Here is a 24,365-nt window from a genome sequence, read left to right as displayed (position 1 = left end):
CCGTGGTACCCGTTTATGCCCCAGTGGTTTCGGGTGTTCTGACTCCCCTTGTCTCCTCCTCTTTCCTAACCACTAGCAGGGGTACTATGGGGGTGGGGAATAGGTATAAGTAATGAATAAAAACCGGAGGATAGAGAGACCCGAGACCGCTCACTGGTGCTGACGGCATCCGTAGGACTGGACCGTTGACGAGTCGTTCCTGGGGCTGACGGGCGGTCGCCGGTGCTGGCGGGTGGCGGGGCCTATGGAGTCGATGGCGTCAAAGCGGTCGCTCAAGCCTAATACACGAATGACCGCCTGGAGCCAAAAGCAGACGTTCATTGCGTTACCCGGAACAGCCAGATTGCGCGAATAACTGAATTTGCATAGGGACGCACAATGATAGAGGGAATGACTGTTTAAAAAACCTATAAGGCGTTTGGGCCGATCACGGCTGAAACCTTGTGATAACAGCGGTTCCTGGGGAAGTCGGTCCATTCATTGCGCGAAGTTCATTGCTGGCCTCTTCCAATCGGATTTCTCTGGCGACCATTGGCTGGATATCCACTTCGCCACGTTCGATCATTCCTAGAAGGCGGGGGTATTTCCATGAAGGCATACCACGAGTGCCAAAAAACGAGAGTTGTTTGGAATAGATTGCACGCATGTTCACCTGCATCTGGCCGTCGCCCGACGGCATACCAATTTGCACGTGTCGACCAAGGATAGCGAGACACTCTACGGATGCGTTCGTCGTTGTTTCGATACCCAGCGCTTCTATGGAAACCTGTGCTCCTCCATCCGTGATATCTCGGATCGCTGCTGCGGCGTCTTCTTTGCTTGCATTTACTGTTGCGTCCGCGCCGTTGAGCTTTGCATGCTCAAGCTTCTCTTCAACCACATCCACTACGACAACTCGGCATCCAAGCATTTTTGCCAATAGAAGAACGGACAAGCCAATCCCTCCGGTTCCGTGTACAGCCACCCATTCACCAGCTGCGACATCTGCACGGTCTGTCAAAGCATGCCAAGCAGTGGTGACACGACACCCGAGCCCTGCCGCCAAGGCAGGGGACAGCGTTTCTGGCAAGTGAACCAAGTTGTGGTCAAAAGGCACTGCAACGTATTCAGCGTAGGCACCTGGCGTTCCAAATCCAGGAACGATTTGGTTAGCACAAGTGTTTGATACGCCTGTTTGACAAGCGTTGCAGCTGCCGCAGCCCAAGATGAATGGCGCTATGAGGCGGTCACCAACTTTGTGCTTCGCTTGAGGCCCTGCCTCTACCACAGTTCCACAGTATTCGTGCCCTAAGATGGAGCCATTTTGAACTTTGGGGTGTGCACCAGACCATCCATGGAAATCCGAGCGGCATACGCCACAGGCAGCGACCTCCAGGACCACTCCATTGTCTGGGCAGGTTGGATCCGGGACCGTCTCAATCGAAAGGTCTTCACAAAATTCTCTTACGACTGCAGCTCGCACTTAGCGCTCCTAAAGATTTGGTTTCTTTGATCGAGCAATTCGGTTTGGTCGAGACTAAACAGGTCTATCGCCTTTCACGGTCACACGTCGCCCTTTACGCTCTGCGGGCCAATAGTCCCAGATAGCACGATGCATACAGCACCGGTTGTCCCAAAAGGCCATGTCGTAAAGCGACCACCTGAACCGGATTTGATAGTTGATTTGTTCCGCATGCTCGAAAAGCATATCGAGGATCGCATCGCTTTCCTTATCCGACAAGCCCACAATCTTTGTCGTAAATGTTCGGTTCACAAATAGCGATTTCCGGCCCGTTTCCGGATGAGTTCTAACAATCGGATGAACTGCTTCGGGACAATCAATATCGCTGTCTTTTTGTCCCCGGTCGCTATAGCGGCCTTTATAGATATGCTCTGAGCTATGAAGCGCAGACAAGCCGTTGATCATATCTTTTATCGGTTCAGAAAGATCGTCGTAGGCCGCATACATATCACTGAACATAGTGTCCCCGCCGCAGGGAGGGGCGATATGGATTTGAAGCATAGTTCCAAGAGGAGGCGTCTCGTCGCAAGAGACGTCAGAGTGCCAGAACTCACCGTTTGCTACCTTGGAATTCTTGGTTGCATGGATTTCGAAAATCTCTGGATATCCTTCCATTGTTGGGGCTGCGGGGTGCGCATGAAGCGGTCCAAAGCGTTTCCCAAATTCAATGTGCTGCGCAGGCGGAATTTCTTTCTGCTCTTTGAAAAACAGAACTTGATAGGTGTGAAAAGCGCTGCAGATCTCTGCGAACTGGTTGTCAGGAACAGGCCGGCTTAGATCGACTCCATAAATCTCAGCCCCAAGGTTTGGAGCGAAGGGTTTGGCAACGATGGAAGTATAAGCGTTGGATTTGGGAGCAACCATAAGCACCTCAGGGTTCGGTTTCCTTGGGCATGCCATGCGCAAGATACACATCAACAAAAATGAACAAAAACGAAAATTCTTTGACTAATCAGTGAAAAACTTTCACATATCGATCACGGTTTAGGCGGTAGTGAGGTTATCGATATGAGCATTCGGTCACTACGAACTCTAATCGCAGTTCATCGACATGGTAGCTTCAGTGCCGCCTCAGAGGCGGAGCATCTAACTCCGTCGGCGGTCAGTCACCAGATGCGGAATCTGGAGGTCACGTTGGGGCTCGTTTTATTTGACCGATCGGCCAAATCACCCAAACTGACTCATGCCGGGCTAACGTTCGCCGAAGAGGCTGCAGCGGTGGTGGCCGCATATGACGGTTTGGCGGAAAGGGTGAGGTCGAACAACGAACTCTCTGGTGAAATAACTTTGGGGGCCGTTCCAACAACTCTGACTGGATTGGTGCCAATTGCGCTAGCGAAGCTAAAGTCCGTGCATCCGGATATCCGTGTAAGAATTGTTCCAGGTTTGACCAATCAGCTTTTGCTACAGTTAGATCGCGGGCAGATTCAAGCGGCGATCATTTCCCGACCAGATGTTCTGCCAAACACGTTGGAATTCTCTGAAATTGTATCCGAAGAATTGGTCCTGCTTGTCTCGGAAAACACCCCAGATTTACCTCCGAAAGAACTGCTTGGTGCGTCACCGTTTATTCGTTTTACGCGTGATGCGGTTGTAGGAAGGCAAATCGAGACTTGGCTGCAAAGAAAGGGCATTGAAGTCAAAGACGCCATGGAACTAGAGAGCCTTGAAGCAATCTCAAGTATGGTGGCGGCTGAACTTGGCGTATCAATCATACCAGACAGCCGCTTAGCTGCATATGACCACTTGCGGCTCAAAAGTATTCCCCTTGAACAGAACGGACCTAAGCGCATTGTTGGCCTGGCGAATATGAGAGCCTCACCTCGCACTAAAATGATCGACGCAGTTAAGACGGCACTATTGGAAGCAGTAGAAAACCAGCTGGTATATTTGTGAGCTCGCACTCCAGCAGGTATCCACAAGAAAATTTTTGCCACTTAAATAACCGAGACTGGAAATCAGTTTTGGCCAGTCTCTAACGCCAAACCTGATTGCCGCGATAGGTTGTGTCGCCTACAGAGCAGCCTTACGTTACTTTTTGGTGGCTGAGCACCAGGCGCCCAAGTTGCAAAACTCTGCAGTGTCTACCAAAGTTCGCTTCGAAACAGAGTTGGGACTCTTATAATGACTGGTACATTTTGTTCCATTCTCGGAGCGATTGGAAACACACCTTTGGTGTCTCTTGATCGGCTGGTAAAGCACTATGGTTGCGAGGGAAAAATTTTAGCCAAGCTCGATTACTTGAACCCCGGATTCTCCAAAAAAGACCGCGCGGCGCTTGGGGTCATTGAAGCAGCTGAGGCCAATGGCACGTTAGAGCATGGGCAGACAATCGTTGAGCTGACAAGTGGCAATATGGGCACCGGCCTTGCCATCATCTGCAGTATCAAAGGCTACCCATTCGTTGCTGTCATGTCCAAAGGCAACTCGCCTGAGCGCGCACAAATGATGCAGGCTCTTGGCGCCGAAGTCGTGTTGGTAGATCAAATGCCGGGAAGTCGCCCCGGGGAAGTATCCGGCGCTGACCTCGCAGAGGTTGATCGCGTGGCTACAAAACTGACGATTGAACGCAACGCATTTCGAGCTGACCAATTCCAACGAGAAGGTAATCCGAGTGCCCATGAACATACGACTGGCCCAGAACTTTGGGAACAGTCCGGCGGCAACATCGATGCATTCTGTGATTTTGTCGGATCGGGTGGCACTTTGTCTGGGACTTCCAAGTACCTGCGATCGCGAAATTCAGAGATCAAATGCTATCCCATTGAGCCCGAAGGCGCTGCTGTTATCGCCGGTCAGGAAGTGACAAGCCCCGAACATCCCATTCAGGGAGGTGGGTATGTTATGGATGATCTCGATTTCCTTCGAGGGTTCGTGTGGGATGGGTTTCTTCAAATTGATGGCAACACGGCGCGTCAGACTTGTCGCAATCTGGCGCGCTTAGAAGGCATTTTCGCTGGGTTTTCTGCCGGCGCCAACGTGGCGGGTGCTGTCGAGCTGCTAAAAGGCCCTCACAAAGGCCAGACCGTTTCCGTGATCATTTGCGACTCCGGATTGAAGTACCTTTCTACTGATCTTTTCACGTAGAACTGCCCTTTGGCGTAGGGTGCGTCCGCGAAGTAGACGCTCACGAAGATACTGCGAATGACCGAATTGAGCCAATATTGTTGAAAAACTCGAGAATTCGGCCCACTCGCTTTTTCGCCGATTTCCATCCCGTCAGCAATGCTGACACCACTTGCCCAAAGCAGGCCATGACAGCCTCTCACATCGCGGAACCATTGCTTCGGCCGACCCCCTGGCTAAAATAAACCAACCGCCTGTCAATGGGTAATTTTTCACCGGTTTTGGCCAAAACTGGAGTTTTTCAGCAATATCAGCCTAATGCGGATATCACAGGACAGCAGATTGAATTGTGGTACCGGTGCTAAAGCGAAAGCAATCTAAACGCGTTAATTCTGCCCACTTGACGGTTGCGCTATCCAAGGAAGCTGAGCCAACTGCGAGTTCCGCGATGCTTTTAGACAGGGGTGAACTTGACCTAACGGTTCTGCAGTTTAGCCGAGATGGCTACGACAGACTTCAGAATACAGAGTCATTAAGTCGTGTGGGTTGTGGCCCTATTGGCACTAACTGTGTTGCTACGCGGCAAAGTTACCCTGTTGAAATTGTTTAGCTATCGAAGTTGATTTGACTGTTTTTTGTTTCGTGACTTTGCTGTCCTGGGACTTGATGCGCCGTTTCCTGTTGCAGCTCCCTCCAACTCAGCGTTGGACAGATCGTCGCATGCCGTGCAACGATAAACCTTATGAAACAGCGCTGTGGGAGGCAAAATGTCAGATTCAAGTCCCAAAAAGATGCTCGACCCGGACCCACGTGTCTGGGACTTCGAGACTGAGTATGAACTCGGACAAGACAACATCAGGCCGCTCGGGTTGGATATCCACAACCCCGTCTTCATTGTCTCTGGTTTGCTGATCCTGGGTTTCGTGATCGTGGCTTTGGCCAATCAGGAAGCTGCCGCTGCATTCTTCGGCTGGCTCCGGCCATGGCTGACCAGTACCTTTGACTGGTTTCTGGTGTTGTCGGTAAATGCGATCACATTGTTCTGCCTGGCGCTTATTGTCCTGCCTGTCGGAAAAGTCAGAATTGGCGGAAAGGATGCGAAACCCGACTACTCATATGCGGGTTGGATCGCAATGATGTTTGCGGCAGGGATCGGGATCGGCCTCCTGTTCTTTGGTGTTTTGGAGCCAGTATATTACAACTTTTCGGAAGACGGGAATGCACGGCCTCTAAACATCGACATTAGTCAACCGGGCAATGAGTATATTGGTGTCGTCGGGACGATACATCACTGGGGTCTCGAAGGCTGGGCTGTATATGCTGCAGTGGGATTGGCGCTTGCGATATTCGCTTACAACCTGAACTTGCCACTCACGCTCCGGTCGGCTTTTTTTCCGCTGCTTGGAGAACGTGTCTGGGGCTTTTGGGGACATCTCATCGACACGCTGGCGGTCTTTGCGACACTTTTCGGCCTTACGACGTCATTGGGCCTGGGTGCTCAACAGGTTGCTGCAGGTCTGAACGAGGTGTTTGGCATCTCACCGTCCCCGACGCTGACCGTTATCATTATCGTTGCCATCACGCTTATCGCTCTTGGCTCCGTCCTCTTGGGCATGGACGCGGGCGTAAAAAGACTGTCTGAGATAAATATGATAATGGCCGTCGGGCTCTTTATTTTTGTGATCGCTATGACCGGAATTTCTGCCGCAATCGCGCGCTACGTTTCAGTCATGGTGGACTATGTCACATTGCTGCCTGCGCTTTCCAATCCGTTCGGGCGGGAAGATACGAGCTTTTTCCACGGCTGGACAACATTTTATTGGGCGTGGTGGATTGCTTGGTCGCCTTTCGTCGGCATGTTCATTGCACGGATTTCCCGGGGTCGCACCGTGCGTGAGTTTGTACTCTGTGCCCTGATTGCACCAACAGCTGTTTGTGCGTTGTGGATGTCCACTTTCGGAGGTGCGGCCATCGACATGCTGAATGCAGGTGGTGCTGAAGGAGTCAAAGCCACTGTCATCGACAGTTATGCTCCGGAGGGCGCTTTGTTCGGTTTCCTCAAGGAACTGCCGCTGTACAACATCATTGCGCCGATCTCGCTGGTGTTGATTGTGATCTTCTTTGTCACCTCGTCCGACTCTGGTTCACTGGTGATCGATACAATCACCGCAGGTGGCAAGTTGGATGCGCCTGTCGTTCAGCGCGTATGGTGGTGTACTCTTGAAGGCCTTGTTGCAATTGCACTGCTCCTCGGAGGTGGGTTGAACGCCCTTCAGGGAGCCGCCGTGTCCATGGGGATTCCGTTTACACTGGTGATACTCATCATGTGCTACTGCCTGTGGTTGGCCTTGCGATCTGAATACAAGAAGCTCTGAGAAGCAGTCGAGAGCAGTTGTGGCTTCCCATTGAGATAGGGGAGCCACTACATCAAACTGCGGTACTTGGCCATTTTGGAACGGCTAGTTACGTACAACAAAAACAGAGCACCTAGCGTGCGTAACGACATGACTGGCGGTTGTACCCAACAGGTAGTCTTGGATTTTTGGATTGGCCGCCTCCATTACGATCATGTCGACGTTGCGTTCATCCGCGAGTTTCACGATCTGGCGATGCACCGCTCCGGTCCGGAAAATGGTTTCAAGTTCGACGCCTTCTGCTGGGTGATCTTCAACAAACTTCTTCAGTTGCTCGCTCCAATATCCAACAGAGTCGCGAATGTTCAAGTTTCGCTCCATTTCTGGCGCAACTGTCACCACGAGAAGCCGCGCTTCTCGGCGTTTAGCCATTGCGATTGCTTCTTCGTAGGCGCTGTAATCCAGCCTCACGTGACGAAGATTTATCGGGCATAGGATTAAATTCGTATCAAGTGGCATCTTCACTGTCCCGTCTCACGCATTCAGTCAGTAAGTGTTAGACAATGACTTTGCTAGGTGGACCGTCAAGAGTGACCGCTTCCAATACACAGCAGCCGCTTTGTCCGCGTAGCTGTCGTTCGAGCGACACGCTGCGAATGATCGCTTCAGACTTCTTGGCCACTCGTGGTAAATTTGGTGTGGCGGAGGAAGAACAGTGAGCAAAATTGCATTCAGTATGCGTGATCAGATGGACGGTATGTCCGATGATGAATTCGAAGATGCGATGAGTTTTAGTAAGGCGGATTTTCTTGACTATCTCGACAAAGCGGCAGCGTCAGAAACGAGATGCAAGGCCAACTTAGGTGAACCGGCTCCAGACTTCTTGGCGCACGTATTATGTGAGGATGGAGACGTTTCATCCGACTTACTGAAGCTATCCGATCTTCGCGATGCGCCTGTCTCGTTGATTTTCGGGAGCTACACGTGTCCCATATTTCGTCGTCAATCCGAGCGCATGAAGCAGTTAATTGGCGAATTTGAAAACTCGGTTCAGTTCGTTTTCGTTTACACGCTGGAAGCGCATCCGACAGACGGATTGAACACAAACTCCAACCGTGCCGACAAAATTATGTACGCTCAACCAACAAATATGAATGAGCGTGCCAAGGTGGCCCATGATTGGCGAAGGGCCTTCAGCTTTCACAGCCAAGTTGTCCTAGATTGGCCAGACAATCGGATAAATGACGATTACGCTGGCGCACCAGAGCGCTTGTATATTCTCGACGCTAAGGGTGTCGTGACCTTCAAATCCGAGCAAGGCCCATATCACGATAGCCATCTAGAGGATTGGGCAAAAGCGTTAAGAAGCGCCACAACAAGCCCGTAGCGGTTTCGACCAATTGGCAATCCGATGCCGCTATGCAGCTAATGGCGGTTTTGTCCACTAAAGCGGCCATCAATACCAGATACCGCGAACGACTGGCCTGAGCCCTAAGCACTCATTGACTAAGCCTCAGCTATGCCGGTCAGCCGAAACACTTCCATTGGCTCCCGGATGCCTTTCAGCGTTAACTCCCCACGCGATTCCACGAGGAACCGATCCTCGAGCGCGATGGCCGCCCGCGGACTTAGAAGGATCTCTCCATCCTCTGCCTCGTCGCAAAGACGCGACGCTAGGTTGATAGGTGTGCCAGAAGCCGTGTAGTCGAACCGCCCCTCAAACCCCACGATCCCAATGTTCGCATACCCAAGGGAGACAGCCACACCGAAACCCAGCCGGTGACCCAATCGCTTCCATCGCATGCAAAGATCCACCATCCGCGCGCGCATGGCAATCGCCAGCCGCGCCGCCTCGCCTGCGGGGTCGTCACAGGGCAGCGGATCGTTGAACAGCACCATTATGCCATCCCCCATCCGCAGATCAACTCCCGCCTCGTGGGCGTTGATCAGCTGTCCCATCTCTTCGTGATAGGTTTGGAGAACCTCGATGGTCTCCTCCGGCTCCGCCGTCTCGCAAAAGGCGGTGAAGCCCCGGATGTCGCAGAACAGCGCGCCCAGAAGCGCCCGATGGCTCGCCAGCAACTTCTCAGATCCCGACGAAATGACGGTATCTGCAACCGCCGCCGGCAGGAACCGCTTTAGGCGCCCCATGCGCTCGATCTCGCCCACCTGAGCTTGCACCCGATCGCCCAATTCGGCATTGAGCGCCTCCAGCGCCCTGAACTGGCGCACGTTCTCGATGGCGATGGCGGCCTGGGAAGCGAAGCCTTCGACCAGTTGGGTATCCGAGTCACGCGGGAGGCGGTCGGGCGGCCACATGAGGTTTATGCTGCCCCACACTTCGCCGCGGACAAAGATAGGTACACCTACCAGATACTTCAGGCCCCGCGCCCGGACCCATTCGTAATCAAGATAGCTTTCGTCAGTAGCATCGTCGATCCGGGCGACCGCTCGAGAGCGGAAAACCCGGCCCGTCAAAGTATTGTCGGCAAGCGGTTCTGCTGGCGTCAGTTCCGTCTCGACGAGGGCTTCGCCGCGGACGCCATAGCTGGCGCAGTAGTGGATAATGCCATTCTCGACGCGCCACAAAGTGCACACCGGCGCACCACATAGTATCGCCGCGTTCCGCGTGATCAGATCGAACACTGGGCCATCATCGTCCCGATTCTGGCTGATGACTTCCAGAATATCCCGCGTCGCCACTTCACGCTCTAGCCTAGCCTGCAGCTCGCGGAACTGCCGCACGTTCTGAATGGCGATAACGGCTTGTGCAGCGAAGGTTTGCACCAAGGCGATTTCATCTTCTGTGAAGGGCAACACTTCCCGACGGTAGAGAAACAAAACCCCTAGCGAAGAATCCGGTGTTAACAGCGGAACGGTAAGAAGTGTGCGTATGCCCTCAACTTCAACCGCGTGAACCCGGTGCGGTTGACCGGCATCGTAAATTTGGTCTCGTGCATCGGCGATCTGCAGCGGTTCGCGAGCAATCATCGCCTGTACCGTCAGTGATTGTTCCGGGTCCATTGGCAACGGATTGGCATTGATCAGCTCAACGAATTGTGACCGGGCGCCGTGATAGGCGGGGATTGTCAAACAGGTGCGCTCATCATTGGCCAGAAACAGACATGCAAATGGCGCATTACACAATCGTGCCGCGCTTTCAAGAATCACATCAAAAACAGGTTTTTCGTCGTCACGGGACCGTGAAATGACCTGAAGGATTGCCCGCATCGCACGCTCACGCTCACGTGCACGCGCAAGCTGTTTTTGCGACCCATGGCGATCTGTGTTCTGAGGCGAATTAATCACTGTCGCGCCTTTGGTTGCGATGTACTTAATTCAATCTTAGCCGCGCAGGCTTTCGCATTCCAGACTGTGTACTTGAGCACATCTGGCTGAGCAAAATTACATTTTCGACACGAGCGTTAGCATCTACTCGTATTGTGGGAAGCAATTCATGCGACGTAATGACCGGCAGTTTTGTCCGCACAGCCTTCATTCCGCCACCTACGACCAACGTCATCCTTGGAAAAAGAAAGTAAAGCAGAGATCCGCCGGCAACCCGCTAAGGGCCGCCGAGGTTTGGATTTCAGGGTGGTCTGCGATTAACGACATTGTGGGCTAACCACTGCCAGTAGGCTTCAGCATCCCGGAACCCCTGAGCCCGAGCTGCCAGATCTTCCGCTGCCTTACGGGTGCACCCGCCGTCGTATTCGGCAATCGCTGCTCGCTCCTCGAACGCGTCGATGTCCGGGAAACTCATATCGGGAGCCGTATCTGATCGACGATCGACCGACGCTGCTCATCAAGGATCCCAGCCGAGTAAATCCCGTAGGTGATCCCGTTCTCCGACCGTGCCGATTTGTGCCCAACCAGAGAGGCCTTGAAGTGCTCAGGAAAACCCGTTCGCTCGCACTGGGCGATGAACCACTTGCGGGTCGAATGGAACACAAACTCTCGCCCCTACGCTCTGGTCAAGCTGCAAACCGATCGGTCACCGTATCGGCTCGCGAAAACCCGACGGAGTATCGGACCGATTAAAACCCGCTCGGTCCTAAATCGTTACTGCGCCGGGAGAGAAGAGAAACTTATCAATTAAGGGAGCACCCAAATGACAGGGTGGGAAGTCACATTCAACATTGCAGCAGCGGGAACGACAATCGCTCTGCTTCTTTATGTACAGTATCTTCTGAAAACCTAGGCCGCCGATGAATCTCCGCATCTCACGGGTACGCCACACACTCGGCAAGTTTTCGTTCGCCATTTCGACGGGAATTCCATGCGCCTCGGCAAAGTCGCAGACCGGCAGAAGCTTGCGCCAATCACGAGAAATGATTGCCGTCCCCTTCCAGCTCCAATCTGGGATCAGTTTTGACAGGCGGATCATCTCGTTGACCGCCGAAAGGGCCTGAGCGTCGTTTCCGGCCGGGCAGCCAAGGATTTGGACCCGCCCCTGCGCAACCGGGTCGAGGCTTTCCATGATACCCCCGGGGCGGGTCCTTTTGCCGTGATTGGTCGACGGTAATCCCATGGCCTGTTTTCATACGTTCCCGGGATCCTCCGATCACGGCGTTCGCTGCGCTGATCACGTTCTTCGACGAGCGGTAATTGTCGGTCAGAAGCGTCTCGAAATCAAGTTCATCGGCAGCTACCCGTCGGGCGAAACTCGCGCCAACCAACCGCTTGGCTAAGACATGGATGGTCAAGACCGTCACGAAGCGAGCATCTTAGCCAAACAGCAGACGCAAGCGTTCCCGGAACCCCCCATAAGATGCGGCAAGTCGTGGCGCAGAATATTGTGCCCAATAACATGTGCGAAACCGGCGCAAAACAGGTCGAGCTTTTCAAGCGCGGCTTTCAGGTCACCTTTCCGATGAACGATCCCCTCTCCATCGCCTTCCAGCACGGCTGCAAAGGCGAACAACTTGGCTTCCTTGGGATCAACCTCCAGATCAATCGACAGACAGCGCGACAAGATTTTGGATTGTTCCCGCGGCATTTGAATACTTTTAGTTCCCGGCGGAATAGCCTCTGGCTTTTCAAGCGGCTGTGTTCTGCCACGGCCAAGGGCCTTCGATATGCCACGGGAAATTAAGTTTTTCATATCGGCAAGTTATTTATTCTTCCCAGGGAACGGAACCTTCGGCAGCCATTTGACCAAAAATGTTCCCCCGATGCCATGTCAGATTTATTGAGTGCGGCCAGTTTCTTTTTTTTGGGCTTCCAGATCTTCCCATCCGGAACCAACAGCCGGTCGACAACATCACCCGGCACCTTATTGCGAGAGCGGAGCTGGCAGGATCCTAAAAGGCTTTTTGATCAAAGTTCGCTTGTTCCCCGGCCCGTCGGTCTTTTGCCAATGCAGCGAACATCCGGCTCCTGCCCAGAGCGCAAAATTCGTATGGCCGACGAGTCCCCAAACGCCAAAACAATCAAGAGCAAAAAGTGAGACACATGACTGAATTCAAACCGATCCCCAAAAATCGCCCATTGAGCTTTTTCCATTTATTTTAATATATTTCAATATGTTGAAAAATATCCTGCCACTCCAGCCAGGTCATCGGAACATCGAACGACAGCAGGCTCTTGGGGCGGAACCCTCAAGGAAATGCTCCCGTTTCTGGCCCAGTGGTTTCGGGGTTTCTTTTTTATCTTCACTCCTTGGCGGTTACGATGAGCCGTAAACCTGCCTTAATCAAAACACCCCAAACTGTCTCATTCGTGCTGATGTTGGCCGAACGACAGTGAGCGTGATGGTTATGGCAAATCTCAGGCCTTCAAGATTCACTTTGGTGCTTCACCAAAGTAGCCTCCAAAGAATGCGACCATTGCAAGCAATACGCCGACCAGTATTGCGATGACCCAAAGTGCTCCGCTGCCCTTGGCAAAATATCCCATCGAAAGCAGGCCAACTACGAATATTCCCACCAAGAAATACAGTATTGTATTGTCCACCTTATCCCCCCAAACGCTAAATCAATTGCGCAACCATCTATCTCACTCGGAAAAAACTGATCCGACCGTGGTTCGAAAGGCCATGTTAAACGGCCTGTGGTGATTGTCGGATACCATTCAGCGTGGCGAACAAAACCGGGACGAGGATCATTGTGAGCATCGTGCCCACCGTCAATCCGCCCATGATCGTGACAGCAAGACCCACCCAAAACACGTCCGGCAGCAGTGGTATGACACCCAGAACCGTGGTTGCCGCGGCCAATACGACGGGGCGCAGTCTTGAGGCGCCGGCATTCAAAACGGCGTCGTATCCCGGTTGACCTTCAGCCAAGTTGTCGTTGATCTGATCGATCAGAACAATCGCATTCTTGATCATCATGCCAGCCAGGCTCATGCCGCCGAGCAACGCCACAAACCCGAAGGGTGTGTTCGTGAGAAGCAAGCTGGGGACGATGCCTATCAGCACAAAAGGCACGGTCAGAAAAATGACCAGCGGTCTGCGATACGAGTTGAACAGGCCAACAACGATAAGAGCCATGATCGAAAACGCGGGTATCATTCCGGGGATCAGGGACGCCTGAGCAGATACCGTGTCCTCGTACTCTCCGCCCCACTCCATGCTGTAGCCTTGCGGCAAGTCGGCCTGCAACGCGTCAAAATCGGCGATAACTGCGGCGCGATAGCTTGGCAGGGTAACGCTGTCGATGGGGTTGGCCTGAACGGTGAGAACTCGGCGCCGGTCGCGGCGATTGATCGTTGGGTCTTCCGGCTGGATATTCACGCCGCGCACGACCTGGGCCAACGGGACCGGTTCCACTGAAAACGGAGACTGCAGTTGCAGAAGTTCAAAGTTGTCCACGGCGGCCACATCTTCCGCGCCGGGCCGGACGATGATCGGCAGCAACTCATCGCCCTCGCGGTAGAGGCCAACCGAACGGCCGTCAAACGCGCGTTTCGTCGTGTTGCCAAGGTCTTCATACGTGATGCCCGTCCATCGTGCCCGGTCCTGGTCATAGTCAGGCACGGTCTTCAGGACCCTGTTGCGCCAATCGGTGCGCGCCACCTTCGTCCATTGATGCTGATCCAATATCGCAACAGCCCGGTCGCCAATTTCGCGCAGGGTTTCGGGATCGGCATCTGCCGGGCCGATGATACGGTTTTCAAACGCCCAGGTATTGCTGGGGCCCACACCAAACTGGCGCGTGAACGAGGTTGCCTCGGGCATATTCTCGGACATCCACAGCGAAATGGCTTTGGTCATCTCGGGAATGTCCCGGTAATCCTGGACGTTCACGATGACTTGCGCGTAGGACGGATTGGTCCCTTCGGGATCGACGGGCAAGTAGAAACGCGGCGGGCCTGCCCCGATAAAACTTGCGATACCAGTCACGCGGTCATCCATTTCCACCTGCTCTTCGATGCGTTTGATGGCTTCTGACACGGCTTCAATCCGCGTTCCCTCGGGCGCGTAATAATCGATCATGTACTTGGTCATCGAAGAGGTTGGGAAAAACAGTTGTGTGACCGAACCAAAGCCCACGCCTGCGACAACCAAAGCACCCAGGGCTACACCGATCGTCAGGTAGCGAACCCGGATCGCGGCGGCCAGAAAACGGCGGTAAACGGCGTAGAGACCGGTGTCAAAAGTCTCGCTGGCTCCGCCCTTTGGCTCGGGCAGCATGGCAACACACTGCAGTGGCGTGACCGTCATGGACAACAGCCAACTGACCAGCAGCGCAATCCCGACAACCGAGAAAAGTGTTCGGCAGTACTCTCCCGCGCTCTCGACAGATGCAAAGATCGGGTAGAAGGCCATCACGGCGACGAACGTGGCCCCAAGCAGGGACATGGCGGGGCGCGTTGCGGCGTCGATTGCGGCTTTCGCGCGATCCATGCCTTGCGACATCCGAACCATTGCGCCATCCGCCACGACGATTGAGTTGTCGACCATCATGCCCAGCGCAATGATCAGCGCGCCCAAGGACATGCGCTGAAGATCTATGCCCAGCATCGCCAGCGGAATGAAGGTGGCGAGTATCGTCAAGATCAACCCGCTGCCGATGATGATGCCCATCCGAACACCCATCGCCAAGGTCAAAACGACCAAGACAATCGCGACGGCCTGTCCGAGGCTGATCAGGAAACTACTGACTGCCAGATTCACGTCGTCGGACTGCCAATGAACCCGCTCAACCTCGATGCCCACAGGCAGGGCCGCGATCAGTTCAGACACTCTCGCATCTACAGCTTCTCCCACGCTGACGACGTTGACACCTGACTGGAAGGATATCGCCAATCCAATGGACGGAAGACCGTTATAGCGCATCATGGTGGTCGGTGGATCAGCGTAACCTTCCTTGACCTCGACAACTTCACCCAGCCGGAGCAGTTCCGGGCCCCGACGTTGGCCGCTTTGAACCTGATCCAGACCGCTTGGCCGCACCACCAGATCTGCAATGTCCGTCGGGCTGGTGAATGTACCGCTTGGCGCAATCCGCATGCGGTAGTCGCCAATGTTCACCCGCCCCGCATCCACAATCGCGTTCTGCGTCTGCAAGGTGCTGAGAATGGTCTGAGCCGATACGCCCAGCGCAGCCAAAGTTTCTTCCCGTGTTTCCAGATAGATGACCCTGTCGCGCTCTCCCCACAGATCGACGCGTCCGACACCGTCGATCAATGAGAGTTCTCGCTTGAAGTCTTCGGCAAACCGGTCGAGTTCCTGGGCGGCAAACCCATCAGATGTCATGGCCAGCAGAAGCCCGAAGACATCACCGAAATCGTCGTTGATAGCAGGACGGCCTGCGCCAGGGGGCAGGTCTGTTTCCACGTCCCTGACTTTGCGGCGCAGCGTGTCCCAGATCTGGGGAAGTTCATCGGACCAGTAATTCGGACGGATCTCGACCTTGATGGTCGAAATGCCGGCCCGGCTTTCGCTCGAGATGTAGTCGATTTCCTTGATCTCTTGAAGCTTGAGTTCAATCCGTTCGGTGACCTCCTGCTCAACTTCTTCAGGGCTGGCACCGGGATAGGGGGTGGTTACAACCGCGGTCTTGATGGTGAATTCGGGGTCTTCCAACTGGCCAAGACTGAAGAACGCCGAAATGCCGCCCAACGTAAGCATGACGACCGTAAACCAAACAAACTTGGCGTTGCGGACTGCGAATGCGGCAAGGCCCATTATTCCGGATCCTCAGAAAGCAGCGACACCTTCTGGCCCTCTCGCAAAGAGTTCGCGCCGGCCGTAACGACCACGTCGCCGAACTCCAGTCCTTCGCTGACGGCGACCCCTTGCGACCGGGGTGTGCCAAGCGCAACCTTTCGTGCGGTCACGGTTTCCGAGGTTGCGTCAAACACCCAGACATGAGGGTCGGTTTCCCCTTCGGGCACAAAAACCGCGCTGGCAGGAACCGTGATCGCGTCAAATGGCTCGTGCCCTTCTTTTGGCTGACCGCTGACACGCCCTGCCATGCCCGGAAGAACAAGCGAGTCTTCTGGTTGCTCCATAATCAGCGTGACGGGGAAGGTTCGGGTGGTTGCAGAAGCTTCAGAACCAATCTCACTGATCTCGGCTGGCAGGATCACGTCCCCTAAAGCGTCAAAAGTAACGGTTATGTCCTCGATATGCGGGATCAGGGCGATGTATCGTTCGGGGATATCGATCACCACTTCGATGTGCTCCGCATCCAGAATGCGCAGAACCGGGCTTTGTGCCGCGACCTCTTCAAAATCCTCGATGTATTTTGCGACCACACGCCCATCGAATGGCGCAGCCAGGCTTGTATAGGTCAGATCCAAGGTGGCCCTGTCCAGCGCACTTTGCACAGAATTGATTGCTGCCTGGGCTGATGTTTCACCCGCGACAAAGCGATCAAGTGTCGCTTGCGCAGCAACGTCTTTTTCAACCAATGAACGTTGCCGGTCCGTTTGAAGCTTGGCGTTCTCGAACGTCGCCTGCGCGCTCTCAAGTTCTGCTGAAAGCCGATCGACCTCGGCCTGGTATGGGGCCGGGTCCAAGGCTGCGACAACGTCGCCCTTGGCCACCAGGTCGCCAACCTGAACGTCCACTCCGACCACGTTGCCCGGGACGCGAAATGCCAGGGACACCTCGCGCGCGGCTCTGGCTGTTCCAACAAAATACCGGTCATGCAAACTGGACAGATCGGAAATCTCGGTTGCTCTGACGGGACGGACGACCGTTTCGGCTGTTTCCTCTTCCTTCTCCCAGCACCCCGTAAGCGACAGGAGGGCAAACAACCAAACAGAAAATCTCTTCATTTCCCCCTCCCGTGCTGGCCGCTTTTCCTACCGTCGTCTTCGTGAAGGCGGGCCAACTTGAAAATCTAACGCTAAAAGCTGTTGGAATTGTACGCGCTTATGAAACAAAGTCAAAAATCGGAATTTGTCGAGGAAGTATCAAAAAGAAATCTGTACGCATCTATCCAAAACCGAATTGGCGTCGTCGGATATGCTCGTTCAGAGAAAAGCGGATAAGTGTCATCCAAAGGTCTGGACAGCCTGCAATGGCTATTTAGACCCAGTGTGTAGTTTAGCCCCCCGAGAATGAGAGCGGCGGGCGCACTACCTTATTGATCACATGCGCGCTGCTCAGGTCGGGAAACGAGGGCCGGTTATGGTGAAGCTGGCGGAACGCTTCGATCAGCAAGACCGGCAGATATGCAATGCACAGTTCTCTCTTCGCCGCCTCATTCGGTTGATTCCGAAACCGGATTCGTATGGACCCTCAAGACGGCAATCAAGAGCTCCCTGCGGGCTTTTGGCACACCCAAGTGAGCATTTGTGCGGTACCAAATCAGGTTACGGGTCTCTACTCAGCCCGACCTTGCAAGCACGGCATGGCCTCACCCGGGCAAGATGTTGTGATTGATCCTGAACAGATTATTTGGATCATAGTTGCCTTTGATCTTTGTTAGCTTCTCCCCATGCGCGCCGTACGCGCAAGTCATATGATCCGCTTCGTCCTCTGGCATGAAGTTCACATACGCGCTGCCAGTCGAATGTGGTCGCATCTGCTCATAAAGCCTGCGCGCCCATTCAATGCATTCTCCGTCCTTGCTGGGGTCTTCCCAGCGCGTGTGAACGTTCATGATGAAATGTGCCGATCTTTCCGGATACGCTGTCGCGCTGGATTCAACGCGGGCCATTGCGCCACCTACATGGGCAATGAAGACTTCGCACGCCGGGTCGGGAAGGCTGGAAATTGCCTCCAGCAGACCCGCTATCGCATCCGAGGATAGCGCATCGAAATCATGGCTTTTCCAATAGTTCCGGGCCCCGGGCGTCAACAAGGGGTCAAAGGCGGCTTGCCAGTCCACGAACTTGTGCGGTGATATGACATCGGCAATCGGTTCGCCGAGCGCACGTAAGGGTGACATCGCCTTTTCACCCTCGCCCATCGGTCCACTATAGCAAGCCGCAAAGATCAGCACTTCCCGCCCATGCCATTCCTCCGGCAGGAAAGGCAGAGGCGGTGCTTTGCGCATCACGCTCCAGACGGTCAGTTCATCAGGGGAATTGTCTGCAATGGCCGCAAATTGGGCAAGAAGCTCCGACGCTTTTTCGATCGGATGTACGATCAGGCCTGACAGAACATCGGGTCCGAGGTCGTGCAACTGGAACTCGAAGGAAGTCACAACCCCGAAATTTCCACCCCCACCGCGGATGGCCCAGAAAAGCTCTGGGTGGCTCGTGGAAGAGGCCGTTACAATCGCGCCGTCTGCGGTCACGACTTCTGCCGAAAGCAGGTTGTCGATAGTCATGCCGAATTTCCGGGTGGTCCATCCAAAGCCACCGCCCAAGGTCAGACCTGCGATACCCGTGGTCGAGTTGATGCCAACGGGAACGGCAAGCCCATGAGCCTGAGTTTCGCGATCCACGTCGCCAAGCAGTGCACCTGGCGCAACCCGCGCAATCTTGTTGACCGGATCCACGTGTACAGACCGCATCTGGGACAGATCGAGCATTACGGTCTCGTCCGCAACAGCATGACCTGCAATCTGATGCCCGCCGGACCGGACCGACATCATGAGGCCTGCGTCTCTGACAAAGTTCACTGCCTTCTGGACATCGCTCGCCCCCATGGCGCGGATTACGAACCCGGGATAACGCTCGAACATACTGTTCCAGGTCGTCCTTGCGTTTTCATATTCCGAAGTTCCCTGCCGGTAGACACCGCCACGAAGTGAGGCATCCAGCGCGTCCAGTGCTTCCTGATCCACAGTTGCTGTGCTTCCGTCGAGTGTTTTCAGGTCATACATGCTTAGGCCTCCCCATTGTCAGGTCAGGCTTCTAGCACGGCTGCCTCATGTACTTATGAAGCCCTTCACGAAGGAGCTACGTTCTTTCAGGTAAAAGACCGGCTGACGGTCAGGCGAATATGCCCGGATCGATCTGATCCACAGGTGTTATGACATCGGCAGGAATGTTCAGGCGCTCGGCCGCCTTTCTGAGGCTCTCCTCATCAGGGGCTTCATACAGGCAGTATGTTTTGCGCTTGTCTGCGCTCAGGAACGAGAAAATCCACTCGACGCCGACCTCGTCATTGATCTGCTTGATGTGGATTTTGTCATCGTCGGTGACGTTCAGTTGCTCGGCGAATTGTCTTTCTATGATGTACCTTGGCATGATGCTCCCCCAAGCATGGTATGGCCTTAACTGGCTGTTCCTTCGAGCTTTGACCTTAAGGAAACCATACTCAATTTCTGCGAAATTGCCAACGCTTCCCCTTCCAGTTGAAACGCCAGCTTCAGATCACTCGCGCTACCCCGGCGCCGCAGCGCGGATGCGTAGGCTGCCTTGCTATGCGCAATCCAGGGCGGGCATTTCATGTGCGTGTCTATTTCGATAGCCTTTTCGAACATCCTTTCGGCAATATCCCAGTCCTTCAGCAGCGCAGCCAGACTGCCAAGGCGTCTCGCAGCGGCCCCGGTGCAAACTGTGGTTGCCCCAGCGGTGACCGTCAGCTCTTCGTATGGGGCAAGCATGTCAAAGAGGGTCTTGGCATGCTTAAGGTTCTCAACGGCGACGCAAATGTCGGCAAGATAGGACAATGTGGTCGAATACATGGCATCCGGTGGAAGATCGAAGCCATTTTCCGCCATTTCGTTCAAAATGCGTTCGGCTGGTTCTGTATATCCCAACTCTGCCGCGATCAGGCCAAAGCCCGGTTTCCAGGAAATATCCTCGGGGCTGTCCGTCATCAGTTTTTTGATCACCGGCGCGACCTCGTTCAGACGGTTCTGTTCGCGGCGGATGGTGAACATCTGAACACCGAAGACACCTTCAACGTGTTCGCCGTGGGTCTTCCGACCTATCTGCACCGCCTCGGTTGCATGCTTTTCGGCCTGGTCAAAATCACCGTCCATAATTGCAGTCATGGCGCGTGCGTGTTTCTGAACCCAGTAGAGCTGCAGATGGTTTTCCTTTTCCGAGTTCTCCGCCAGCAATTCGAGCGATTTGTCCATCAGGTCTCGGTCGGCCATTTCGGCTCCGACAAACAGGCTGAGTGTCCAATTCCGGCCCTGATCAATACTTCCCAGGTTCTCGGCCACCCGATGCATGGCATCGAGGTTTTCACGCCAATGGCGTGCCTCTCTTCCTTTGCGCGCTACAAACGGCGCACCAAAATGCATCATCATCACAGAGAACTGGGATTTGTAATCACCCAGTCTCGCGGCCAGTTCCATGGATTGCTGGCCAAAACGCACACCCTCGGAAAGCTGGCCAGCAAACATGTGCGCGCGCGCAAGTTGGCTCATCAGCCTGCACCGGCGAACTTCGTCATGGTCGGGCAGGTCCTTCAGCGCGTTGTCACAAAGTTCAATTGCCTCGCTGTATTTCTCGCTCGACATCATACACGAATCCGCAAAGTGGTTGGCCGCATCTGCAGCGAGCTCTACGTCACGTATGACACGGGCTGCGTCCGAAGCAGCTTTCAAGACCGCTATACCCTCGGGCAACTGACCCAGGCTGTCATGGCTGCGACCGATCAATATTTTGCTCTTGATCGTTTCAGCACTGTTCTCAGGTCCGAGATTTTCCGCTGCCTTGAGTGTTTCCCGGGCGTTGACCATCGCCTCTTGACTAGCGGATCGCCCGAGGGCCATTTCAGTCGCAGTGCGCCATTTTTCGAACGCAGCGGGCCATTCTTCGGCCTCTGCAAGATGGCGGGCGACCAATTCGGGTCTGCGTTCAATCTCAGCAGATCGCATCTGCAGCAAAGCGCGCGCCACACCTGAGTGCTGCTGTCTTCGGGTAGAGCTCAACATAGATTGATAGGCAGTGTCGCGAATAAGGGCATGTCGGAAAACGAAATGCCCACGATTATGCCCGCTTTCAAAGATCAGGCCGGTACGAGAAAGCTCTTCGAGACGCTTGATGATGTCGGCTTCATCTAGGCTCATTGCGGCACTCAATATGCTCGGCTCAAACTCTCGACCAATGACGGATCCCGTAAGCGCGACTTGTTTGGCCTCTGGTGAAACCGCATCGAGCCGCGCCATCAACGCACCTTTCAAAGACGACGGTATGTGGATTTGTCCCTGCTCTCCGGCTTCGACGATTGCGCGGGTCAGTTCCTCGACGAACAAGGGCACGCCATCCGTCTTCTCAACAATTGCGGCGATCAGCGCATCGTCCGGATCCTGACCGGTAATATTGCGAACCAGATTGAAGACATGAGCTGAATCAAACCGCCTCAGCAAGAGGGTCTGAACGTGCGAGGCTCCATCGTCACGGGCCATTTCCCAGCCCGGTCTGTGCGTTATCAACATCATCAGGGGAAGATCGGTGCAAATCGCTTTGAAACGCTCCAACAGGGCCTGCGTCGAAGGATCGATCCAATGAGCATCCTCAACGCACAGAATAACCGGACGCACGTTTGACCGAACCTGAACCGCGTGGATCAAGGTTTGAATTGTTAGGTCGCGCTGCTCCTGCGGCGTCAAGTCAAGTACTTCTCGAGCGAGCGCGCTACGAGGCGCGACCAAGGCGGCGAAAACAGGCAAGACCTTCTCCCAGTCCAAGCCTTTTCTGCCCTCCAGCATCTTCCTGACATGGTCGAGGATCAGATTGTCATCAAAGTCAGGTTCAACATCCGCGTCCTGGGAAATTCGCTGCGTAACCGGGTGGAAAGGACTGCTGGTCAGATAAGGGGAACAGTTCAGTCTTATCACATCGGCTTCGTCAGTTGCGGCGACTTCTGCAAGGAATTCCTCTGTCAGGCGCGATTTTCCAATTCCGGCCTCGCCCGCCAGAAGGACAACCTCCCCATGACCGCTTTTGGCGCGTTGCCACGACTGCAAAAGGATCCCTTTTTCGTAATCCCTGCCAATCATGGCGCTGCCGGCGTCATCTCTGTGTGAAGCGCGAAAACGGCTCTCCGCGCTGCGCTCCGAAACTACTTTCAACAGAGTGCGTGGTTCTCTGAACCCCTTGAGTTCGGTTTGCCCAAGAGATTTGAACTCAAAAATCTGATGCAAGGCTGCTTCGGTCTCTTCAACAGACAAGACGACTGAGTTTGGTTCTGCAAATTCCTGCAACCGAGCCGCAAGATTGACGATCGGGCCGGTCATTGCGCCTTCTTCGTAAGTGTTTTCTCCGACCGTGTCGCCGACCACCACATCACCACTCGCAACGCCTAGCCTGACGGACAAACGCTCGCCGTCCGGCGTTTTAAGTTCTTTGACCCGCCGAACAGCCTCAAGACCGGCCTTTACCGCGCGAACAGCGTGATCTTCATAGGCCGTTGGCCAGCCGAAGAACACCAGAAGGCCATCGCCCAGATATTTCGCGACGTAGCCGCCATATCGGCTTACCGCCCCTGCGACGGCATCCTGGTAATTCTGCAACAGACCCCGCATGTCTTCGGGATCCAGGCGATTGGTCAGTTCTGTCGAGCCAACCAGATCAGCAAACACGACTGTTAAATGTCGCCTCTCAGCGGCTGTTTGTGTTGTAGATCTTCTTTTCGATGGACTTCCACTTTCAGCCTCATCAGAAACAAATGCCTCATCCTTCTCATCGACTTGCCCGTCCGCTGACTGGGGTGAAGTGGGCAATTTCTGTTGGCCACTCAGTTCCCGAACCGCAACGAGAATGATTTTTCGATGACCCAGACTTACCCCAAGCTCCTTGAGGTCGTCGCTTGTCAACAATGGCAGAACGCGCGCATCGATATCGTTTTCCGCAAAAGCATCTGCGTACTGACTCAATCCGAGATCATTTAGCCACTTTTCAATTTCGACCGACATATCTGGATCATGATGAGGTATGAGGCGCTAATCAAGAAAACGCTATCAACACGAACTGATTATTGGCGAAAGAAACTCACCGACGTCAGGGAGGCGGCGGGAAGTTGTTTCCGGTTGGCGTTGAATTAGGAACTCAACGCTCAGTTATGAAAGACAGCCCTGAGACGAGTTGCCTCAAACCAAGGGCTGCCCCGGCGAAGATCGCAGCGAATGTGACGGGCGCGCTGTAGGCAAGAAGTGAGAAGGCAGAGATGCCTTGTCCAACGCTGCATCCAACCGCGATGACCGCGCCCGGGCCCATGATGGCGGCACCCAGCATTTGCCGCTTGAGTTCACGTGGATCCTCGCACGCTTCCCACCGGAAATGGCCCTTGGACCAGGATCCAAGGAACGCTCCGATGAGAACACCTGAGACCGAACCGACAGCAAAGGAAAGCGTGGTGCCGGACGCCGTCATCAGATAGAGTATCGTGTCACCCAGCGGCTTTGCGAATGTATGGGTCTGCACCGTCTCTCCGTCAAAGCCATGAGACGCAACCCGATACGTTCCAAGCCAACCTGAGGCGACCGCCAGTCCTACGGCTGTGCCCCAAAATACCCGCGACGGGGTGCGGCGAAACCGTTCGTTTGCCAGAGCGAAACCCACCGTGGCGGCGCCGACAAGCGTGCCAATCAACCAGGCCGGAACAGAGGTCAAGCGCTCGGCCAGTAAGCTGATGCTCTGCGGCTGGCCGATATCCATTTCCACAGGAAATACCGAAACCCTGAGATACGCCAAAGGGCCCGACATCGCGACGTATGCTGACAGACCAAGGACAGATACGATTACGAATGATCGGAGGTCACCGCCCCCCAGCCTTGCCAATGCGCCGTAGCCACAGTTTCCACTGATGGCCATGCCGTAGCCGAACAGCAACCCCCCCACGATCGAGCCGAGCGGGTTCCACGATTGTGCAAGATATGTCGTTTCGACGGGATCGAGCCAACCCAACGCCATAGCCACGTGGCTACCGACAATGGCCACACCGATTGCCACCGCCCACATTCGCAGCCGCCCATCATCATCCGCGTATAGGTAGTCCTCAATCGCGCCCAACGTGCAGAAACGACCGATACGTGCCGCCAATCCCAACACTATCCCGCCGATCAATCCGATCAGGGCAACGGAATTGGCGTCTCCCAGCAATTCGAACATGGCCAGTCCCCTCCCAAAGCTGGCGG

19 protein-coding genes and 1 pseudogene are annotated in these 24,365 nt (G+C 54.5%); 5 read left to right on the top strand and 15 right to left on the bottom strand.

Translation table 11 applies throughout. The features are described from left to right. Positions 1 to 427 precede the first annotated feature (427 nt). From ACR0FE_RS21090 to ACR0FE_RS21080, 3 genes and pseudogenes are all read right to left on the bottom strand, one after another. Positions 428 to 1,069 carry a zinc-binding dehydrogenase gene (locus ACR0FE_RS21090; protein WP_480915080.1) on the bottom strand — a complete coding sequence of 214 codons (642 nt, stop codon included), beginning with the start codon at positions 1,067 to 1,069 and terminating at the stop codon, positions 428 to 430. Positions 1,070 to 1,072: 3 nt separating this feature from the next. Continuing rightward, positions 1,073 to 1,381, bottom strand: a pseudogene (locus tag ACR0FE_RS21085) (alcohol dehydrogenase catalytic domain-containing protein); the annotation flags it as partial. Between the two features lie 135 nt (positions 1,382 to 1,516). Then, on the bottom strand, positions 1,517 to 2,365 hold the full coding sequence (locus ACR0FE_RS21080; RefSeq protein ID WP_170808432.1) for a TauD/TfdA family dioxygenase: 849 nt from the start codon (positions 2,363 to 2,365) through the stop codon (positions 1,517 to 1,519). 144 nt (positions 2,366 to 2,509) lie between these two features. On the opposite strand from ACR0FE_RS21080, the gene ACR0FE_RS21075 reads away from it, so the two are divergent. The 3 genes from ACR0FE_RS21075 to ACR0FE_RS21065 all read left to right on the top strand — a co-directional run bounded on the left by ACR0FE_RS21075 (position 2,510) and on the right by ACR0FE_RS21065 (position 6,942). Then, positions 2,510 to 3,397, top strand: a complete 888-nt coding sequence (locus ACR0FE_RS21075; RefSeq protein ID WP_480915073.1) for a LysR family transcriptional regulator — start codon at positions 2,510 to 2,512, stop codon at positions 3,395 to 3,397. Between the two features lie 228 nt (positions 3,398 to 3,625). Continuing rightward, a complete protein-coding gene (locus ACR0FE_RS21070) occupies positions 3,626 to 4,588 on the top strand; it encodes a PLP-dependent cysteine synthase family protein (RefSeq protein WP_480915071.1) in 963 nt (320 codons plus the stop codon). Between the two features lie 746 nt (positions 4,589 to 5,334). Next, complete coding sequence (locus ACR0FE_RS21065; protein WP_321254719.1) at positions 5,335 to 6,942, top strand: BCCT family transporter; 1,608 nt, start codon at positions 5,335 to 5,337, stop codon at positions 6,940 to 6,942. A gap of 84 nt (positions 6,943 to 7,026) precedes the next feature. Here the strand turns inward: ACR0FE_RS21065 and ACR0FE_RS21060 are convergent, their stop codons facing one another. After that, a complete protein-coding gene (locus ACR0FE_RS21060) occupies positions 7,027 to 7,440 on the bottom strand; it encodes a universal stress protein (RefSeq protein ID WP_480915069.1) in 414 nt (137 codons plus the stop codon). A gap of 196 nt (positions 7,441 to 7,636) precedes the next feature. Here ACR0FE_RS21060 and ACR0FE_RS21055 point away from each other — a divergent pair, with 196 nt between their 5' ends. Beyond that, the gene (locus ACR0FE_RS21055; protein WP_480915067.1) at positions 7,637 to 8,308 is read left to right on the top strand and encodes a deiodinase-like protein; all 672 of its coding nucleotides are present in this window, start codon (positions 7,637 to 7,639) and stop codon (positions 8,306 to 8,308) included. A gap of 119 nt (positions 8,309 to 8,427) precedes the next feature. Here the strand turns inward: ACR0FE_RS21055 and ACR0FE_RS21050 are convergent, their stop codons facing one another. The 4 genes from ACR0FE_RS21050 to ACR0FE_RS21035 form a co-directional block, all read right to left on the bottom strand. Beyond that, positions 8,428 to 10,230: a GAF domain-containing protein gene (locus tag ACR0FE_RS21050; protein WP_480915065.1), complete on the bottom strand. Its 1,803-nt coding sequence runs from the start codon at positions 10,228 to 10,230 to the stop codon at positions 8,428 to 8,430. 280 nt (positions 10,231 to 10,510) lie between these two features. Further along, positions 10,511 to 10,684: a hypothetical protein gene (locus ACR0FE_RS21045; protein ID WP_170617520.1), complete on the bottom strand. Its 174-nt coding sequence runs from the start codon at positions 10,682 to 10,684 to the stop codon at positions 10,511 to 10,513. 291 nt (positions 10,685 to 10,975) lie between these two features. Next, complete coding sequence (locus ACR0FE_RS21040; RefSeq protein ID WP_480915063.1) at positions 10,976 to 11,401, bottom strand: hypothetical protein; 426 nt, start codon at positions 11,399 to 11,401, stop codon at positions 10,976 to 10,978. A gap of 231 nt (positions 11,402 to 11,632) precedes the next feature. Continuing rightward, a complete protein-coding gene (locus ACR0FE_RS21035; RefSeq protein WP_170617499.1) occupies positions 11,633 to 12,025 on the bottom strand; it encodes a hypothetical protein in 393 nt (130 codons plus the stop codon). A gap of 75 nt (positions 12,026 to 12,100) precedes the next feature. On the opposite strand from ACR0FE_RS21035, the gene ACR0FE_RS21030 reads away from it, so the two are divergent. Further along, positions 12,101 to 12,370, top strand: a complete 270-nt coding sequence (locus ACR0FE_RS21030) for a hypothetical protein (protein WP_480915061.1) — start codon at positions 12,101 to 12,103, stop codon at positions 12,368 to 12,370. Between the two features lie 335 nt (positions 12,371 to 12,705). Here ACR0FE_RS21030 and ACR0FE_RS21025 read toward each other — a convergent pair whose 3' ends face one another. The 7 genes from ACR0FE_RS21025 to ACR0FE_RS20995 all read right to left on the bottom strand — a co-directional run bounded on the left by ACR0FE_RS21025 (position 12,706) and on the right by ACR0FE_RS20995 (position 24,339). Then, entirely contained in the window at positions 12,706 to 12,876 is a 171-nt protein-coding gene (locus tag ACR0FE_RS21025; protein WP_170619310.1) for a hypothetical protein, read from the bottom strand. Positions 12,877 to 12,961: 85 nt separating this feature from the next. Continuing rightward, positions 12,962 to 16,054 carry an efflux RND transporter permease subunit gene (locus ACR0FE_RS21020; protein WP_480915058.1) on the bottom strand — a complete coding sequence of 1,031 codons (3,093 nt, stop codon included), beginning with the start codon at positions 16,052 to 16,054 and terminating at the stop codon, positions 12,962 to 12,964. Beyond that, positions 16,054 to 17,151 (bottom strand): efflux RND transporter periplasmic adaptor subunit, encoded by a 1,098-nt coding sequence (locus tag ACR0FE_RS21015; RefSeq protein ID WP_480915056.1) that lies wholly within the window; start codon positions 17,149 to 17,151, stop codon positions 16,054 to 16,056. Before ACR0FE_RS21015 ends, ACR0FE_RS21020 begins: the two co-directional genes overlap by 1 nt. Positions 17,152 to 17,735: 584 nt before the next feature. Further along, on the bottom strand, positions 17,736 to 19,151 hold the full coding sequence (locus ACR0FE_RS21010; protein ID WP_480915054.1) for an FAD-binding oxidoreductase: 1,416 nt from the start codon (positions 19,149 to 19,151) through the stop codon (positions 17,736 to 17,738). Between the two features lie 109 nt (positions 19,152 to 19,260). After that, on the bottom strand, positions 19,261 to 19,518 hold the full coding sequence (locus ACR0FE_RS21005; protein WP_170617216.1) for a DUF4242 domain-containing protein: 258 nt from the start codon (positions 19,516 to 19,518) through the stop codon (positions 19,261 to 19,263). Positions 19,519 to 19,544: 26 nt separating this feature from the next. Continuing rightward, on the bottom strand, positions 19,545 to 23,144 hold the full coding sequence (locus ACR0FE_RS21000) for an adenylate/guanylate cyclase domain-containing protein (RefSeq protein ID WP_480915053.1): 3,600 nt from the start codon (positions 23,142 to 23,144) through the stop codon (positions 19,545 to 19,547). Between the two features lie 133 nt (positions 23,145 to 23,277). Continuing rightward, positions 23,278 to 24,339 (bottom strand): YeeE/YedE family protein, encoded by a 1,062-nt coding sequence (locus tag ACR0FE_RS20995; protein ID WP_170619808.1) that lies wholly within the window; start codon positions 24,337 to 24,339, stop codon positions 23,278 to 23,280. Positions 24,340 to 24,365: the final 26 nt, after the last annotated feature.

Source organism: Ruegeria sp. K7 (assembly GCF_056531785.1).
This window is presented reverse-complemented; position numbering and strand designations above follow the sequence as displayed.

Coding starts and splice junctions, on each gene's coding strand:
- ACR0FE_RS21080 (WP_170808432.1), bottom strand. CDS start 2,365: ATGGTTGCTCCCAAATCCAACGCTTATACTTCCATCGTTGCCAAACCC.
- ACR0FE_RS21075 (WP_480915073.1), top strand. CDS start 2,510: ATGAGCATTCGGTCACTACGAACTCTAATCGCAGTTCATCGACATGGT.
- ACR0FE_RS21070 (WP_480915071.1), top strand. CDS start 3,626: ATGACTGGTACATTTTGTTCCATTCTCGGAGCGATTGGAAACACACCT.
- ACR0FE_RS21065 (WP_321254719.1), top strand. CDS start 5,335: ATGTCAGATTCAAGTCCCAAAAAGATGCTCGACCCGGACCCACGTGTC.
- ACR0FE_RS21060 (WP_480915069.1), bottom strand. CDS start 7,440: ATGCCACTTGATACGAATTTAATCCTATGCCCGATAAATCTTCGTCAC.
- ACR0FE_RS21045 (WP_170617520.1), bottom strand. CDS start 10,684: ATGAGTTTCCCGGACATCGACGCGTTCGAGGAGCGAGCAGCGATTGCC.
- ACR0FE_RS21040 (WP_480915063.1), bottom strand. CDS start 11,401: ATGGAAAGCCTCGACCCGGTTGCGCAGGGGCGGGTCCAAATCCTTGGC.
- ACR0FE_RS21035 (WP_170617499.1), bottom strand. CDS start 12,025: ATGAAAAACTTAATTTCCCGTGGCATATCGAAGGCCCTTGGCCGTGGC.
- ACR0FE_RS21030 (WP_480915061.1), top strand. CDS start 12,101: ATGTCAGATTTATTGAGTGCGGCCAGTTTCTTTTTTTTGGGCTTCCAG.
- ACR0FE_RS21020 (WP_480915058.1), bottom strand. CDS start 16,054: ATGGGCCTTGCCGCATTCGCAGTCCGCAACGCCAAGTTTGTTTGGTTT.
- ACR0FE_RS21015 (WP_480915056.1), bottom strand. CDS start 17,151: ATGAAGAGATTTTCTGTTTGGTTGTTTGCCCTCCTGTCGCTTACGGGG.
- ACR0FE_RS21010 (WP_480915054.1), bottom strand. CDS start 19,151: ATGTATGACCTGAAAACACTCGACGGAAGCACAGCAACTGTGGATCAG.
- ACR0FE_RS21005 (WP_170617216.1), bottom strand. CDS start 19,518: ATGCCAAGGTACATCATAGAAAGACAATTCGCCGAGCAACTGAACGTC.
- ACR0FE_RS21000 (WP_480915053.1), bottom strand. CDS start 23,144: ATGTCGGTCGAAATTGAAAAGTGGCTAAATGATCTCGGATTGAGTCAG.
- ACR0FE_RS20995 (WP_170619808.1), bottom strand. CDS start 24,339: ATGTTCGAATTGCTGGGAGACGCCAATTCCGTTGCCCTGATCGGATTG.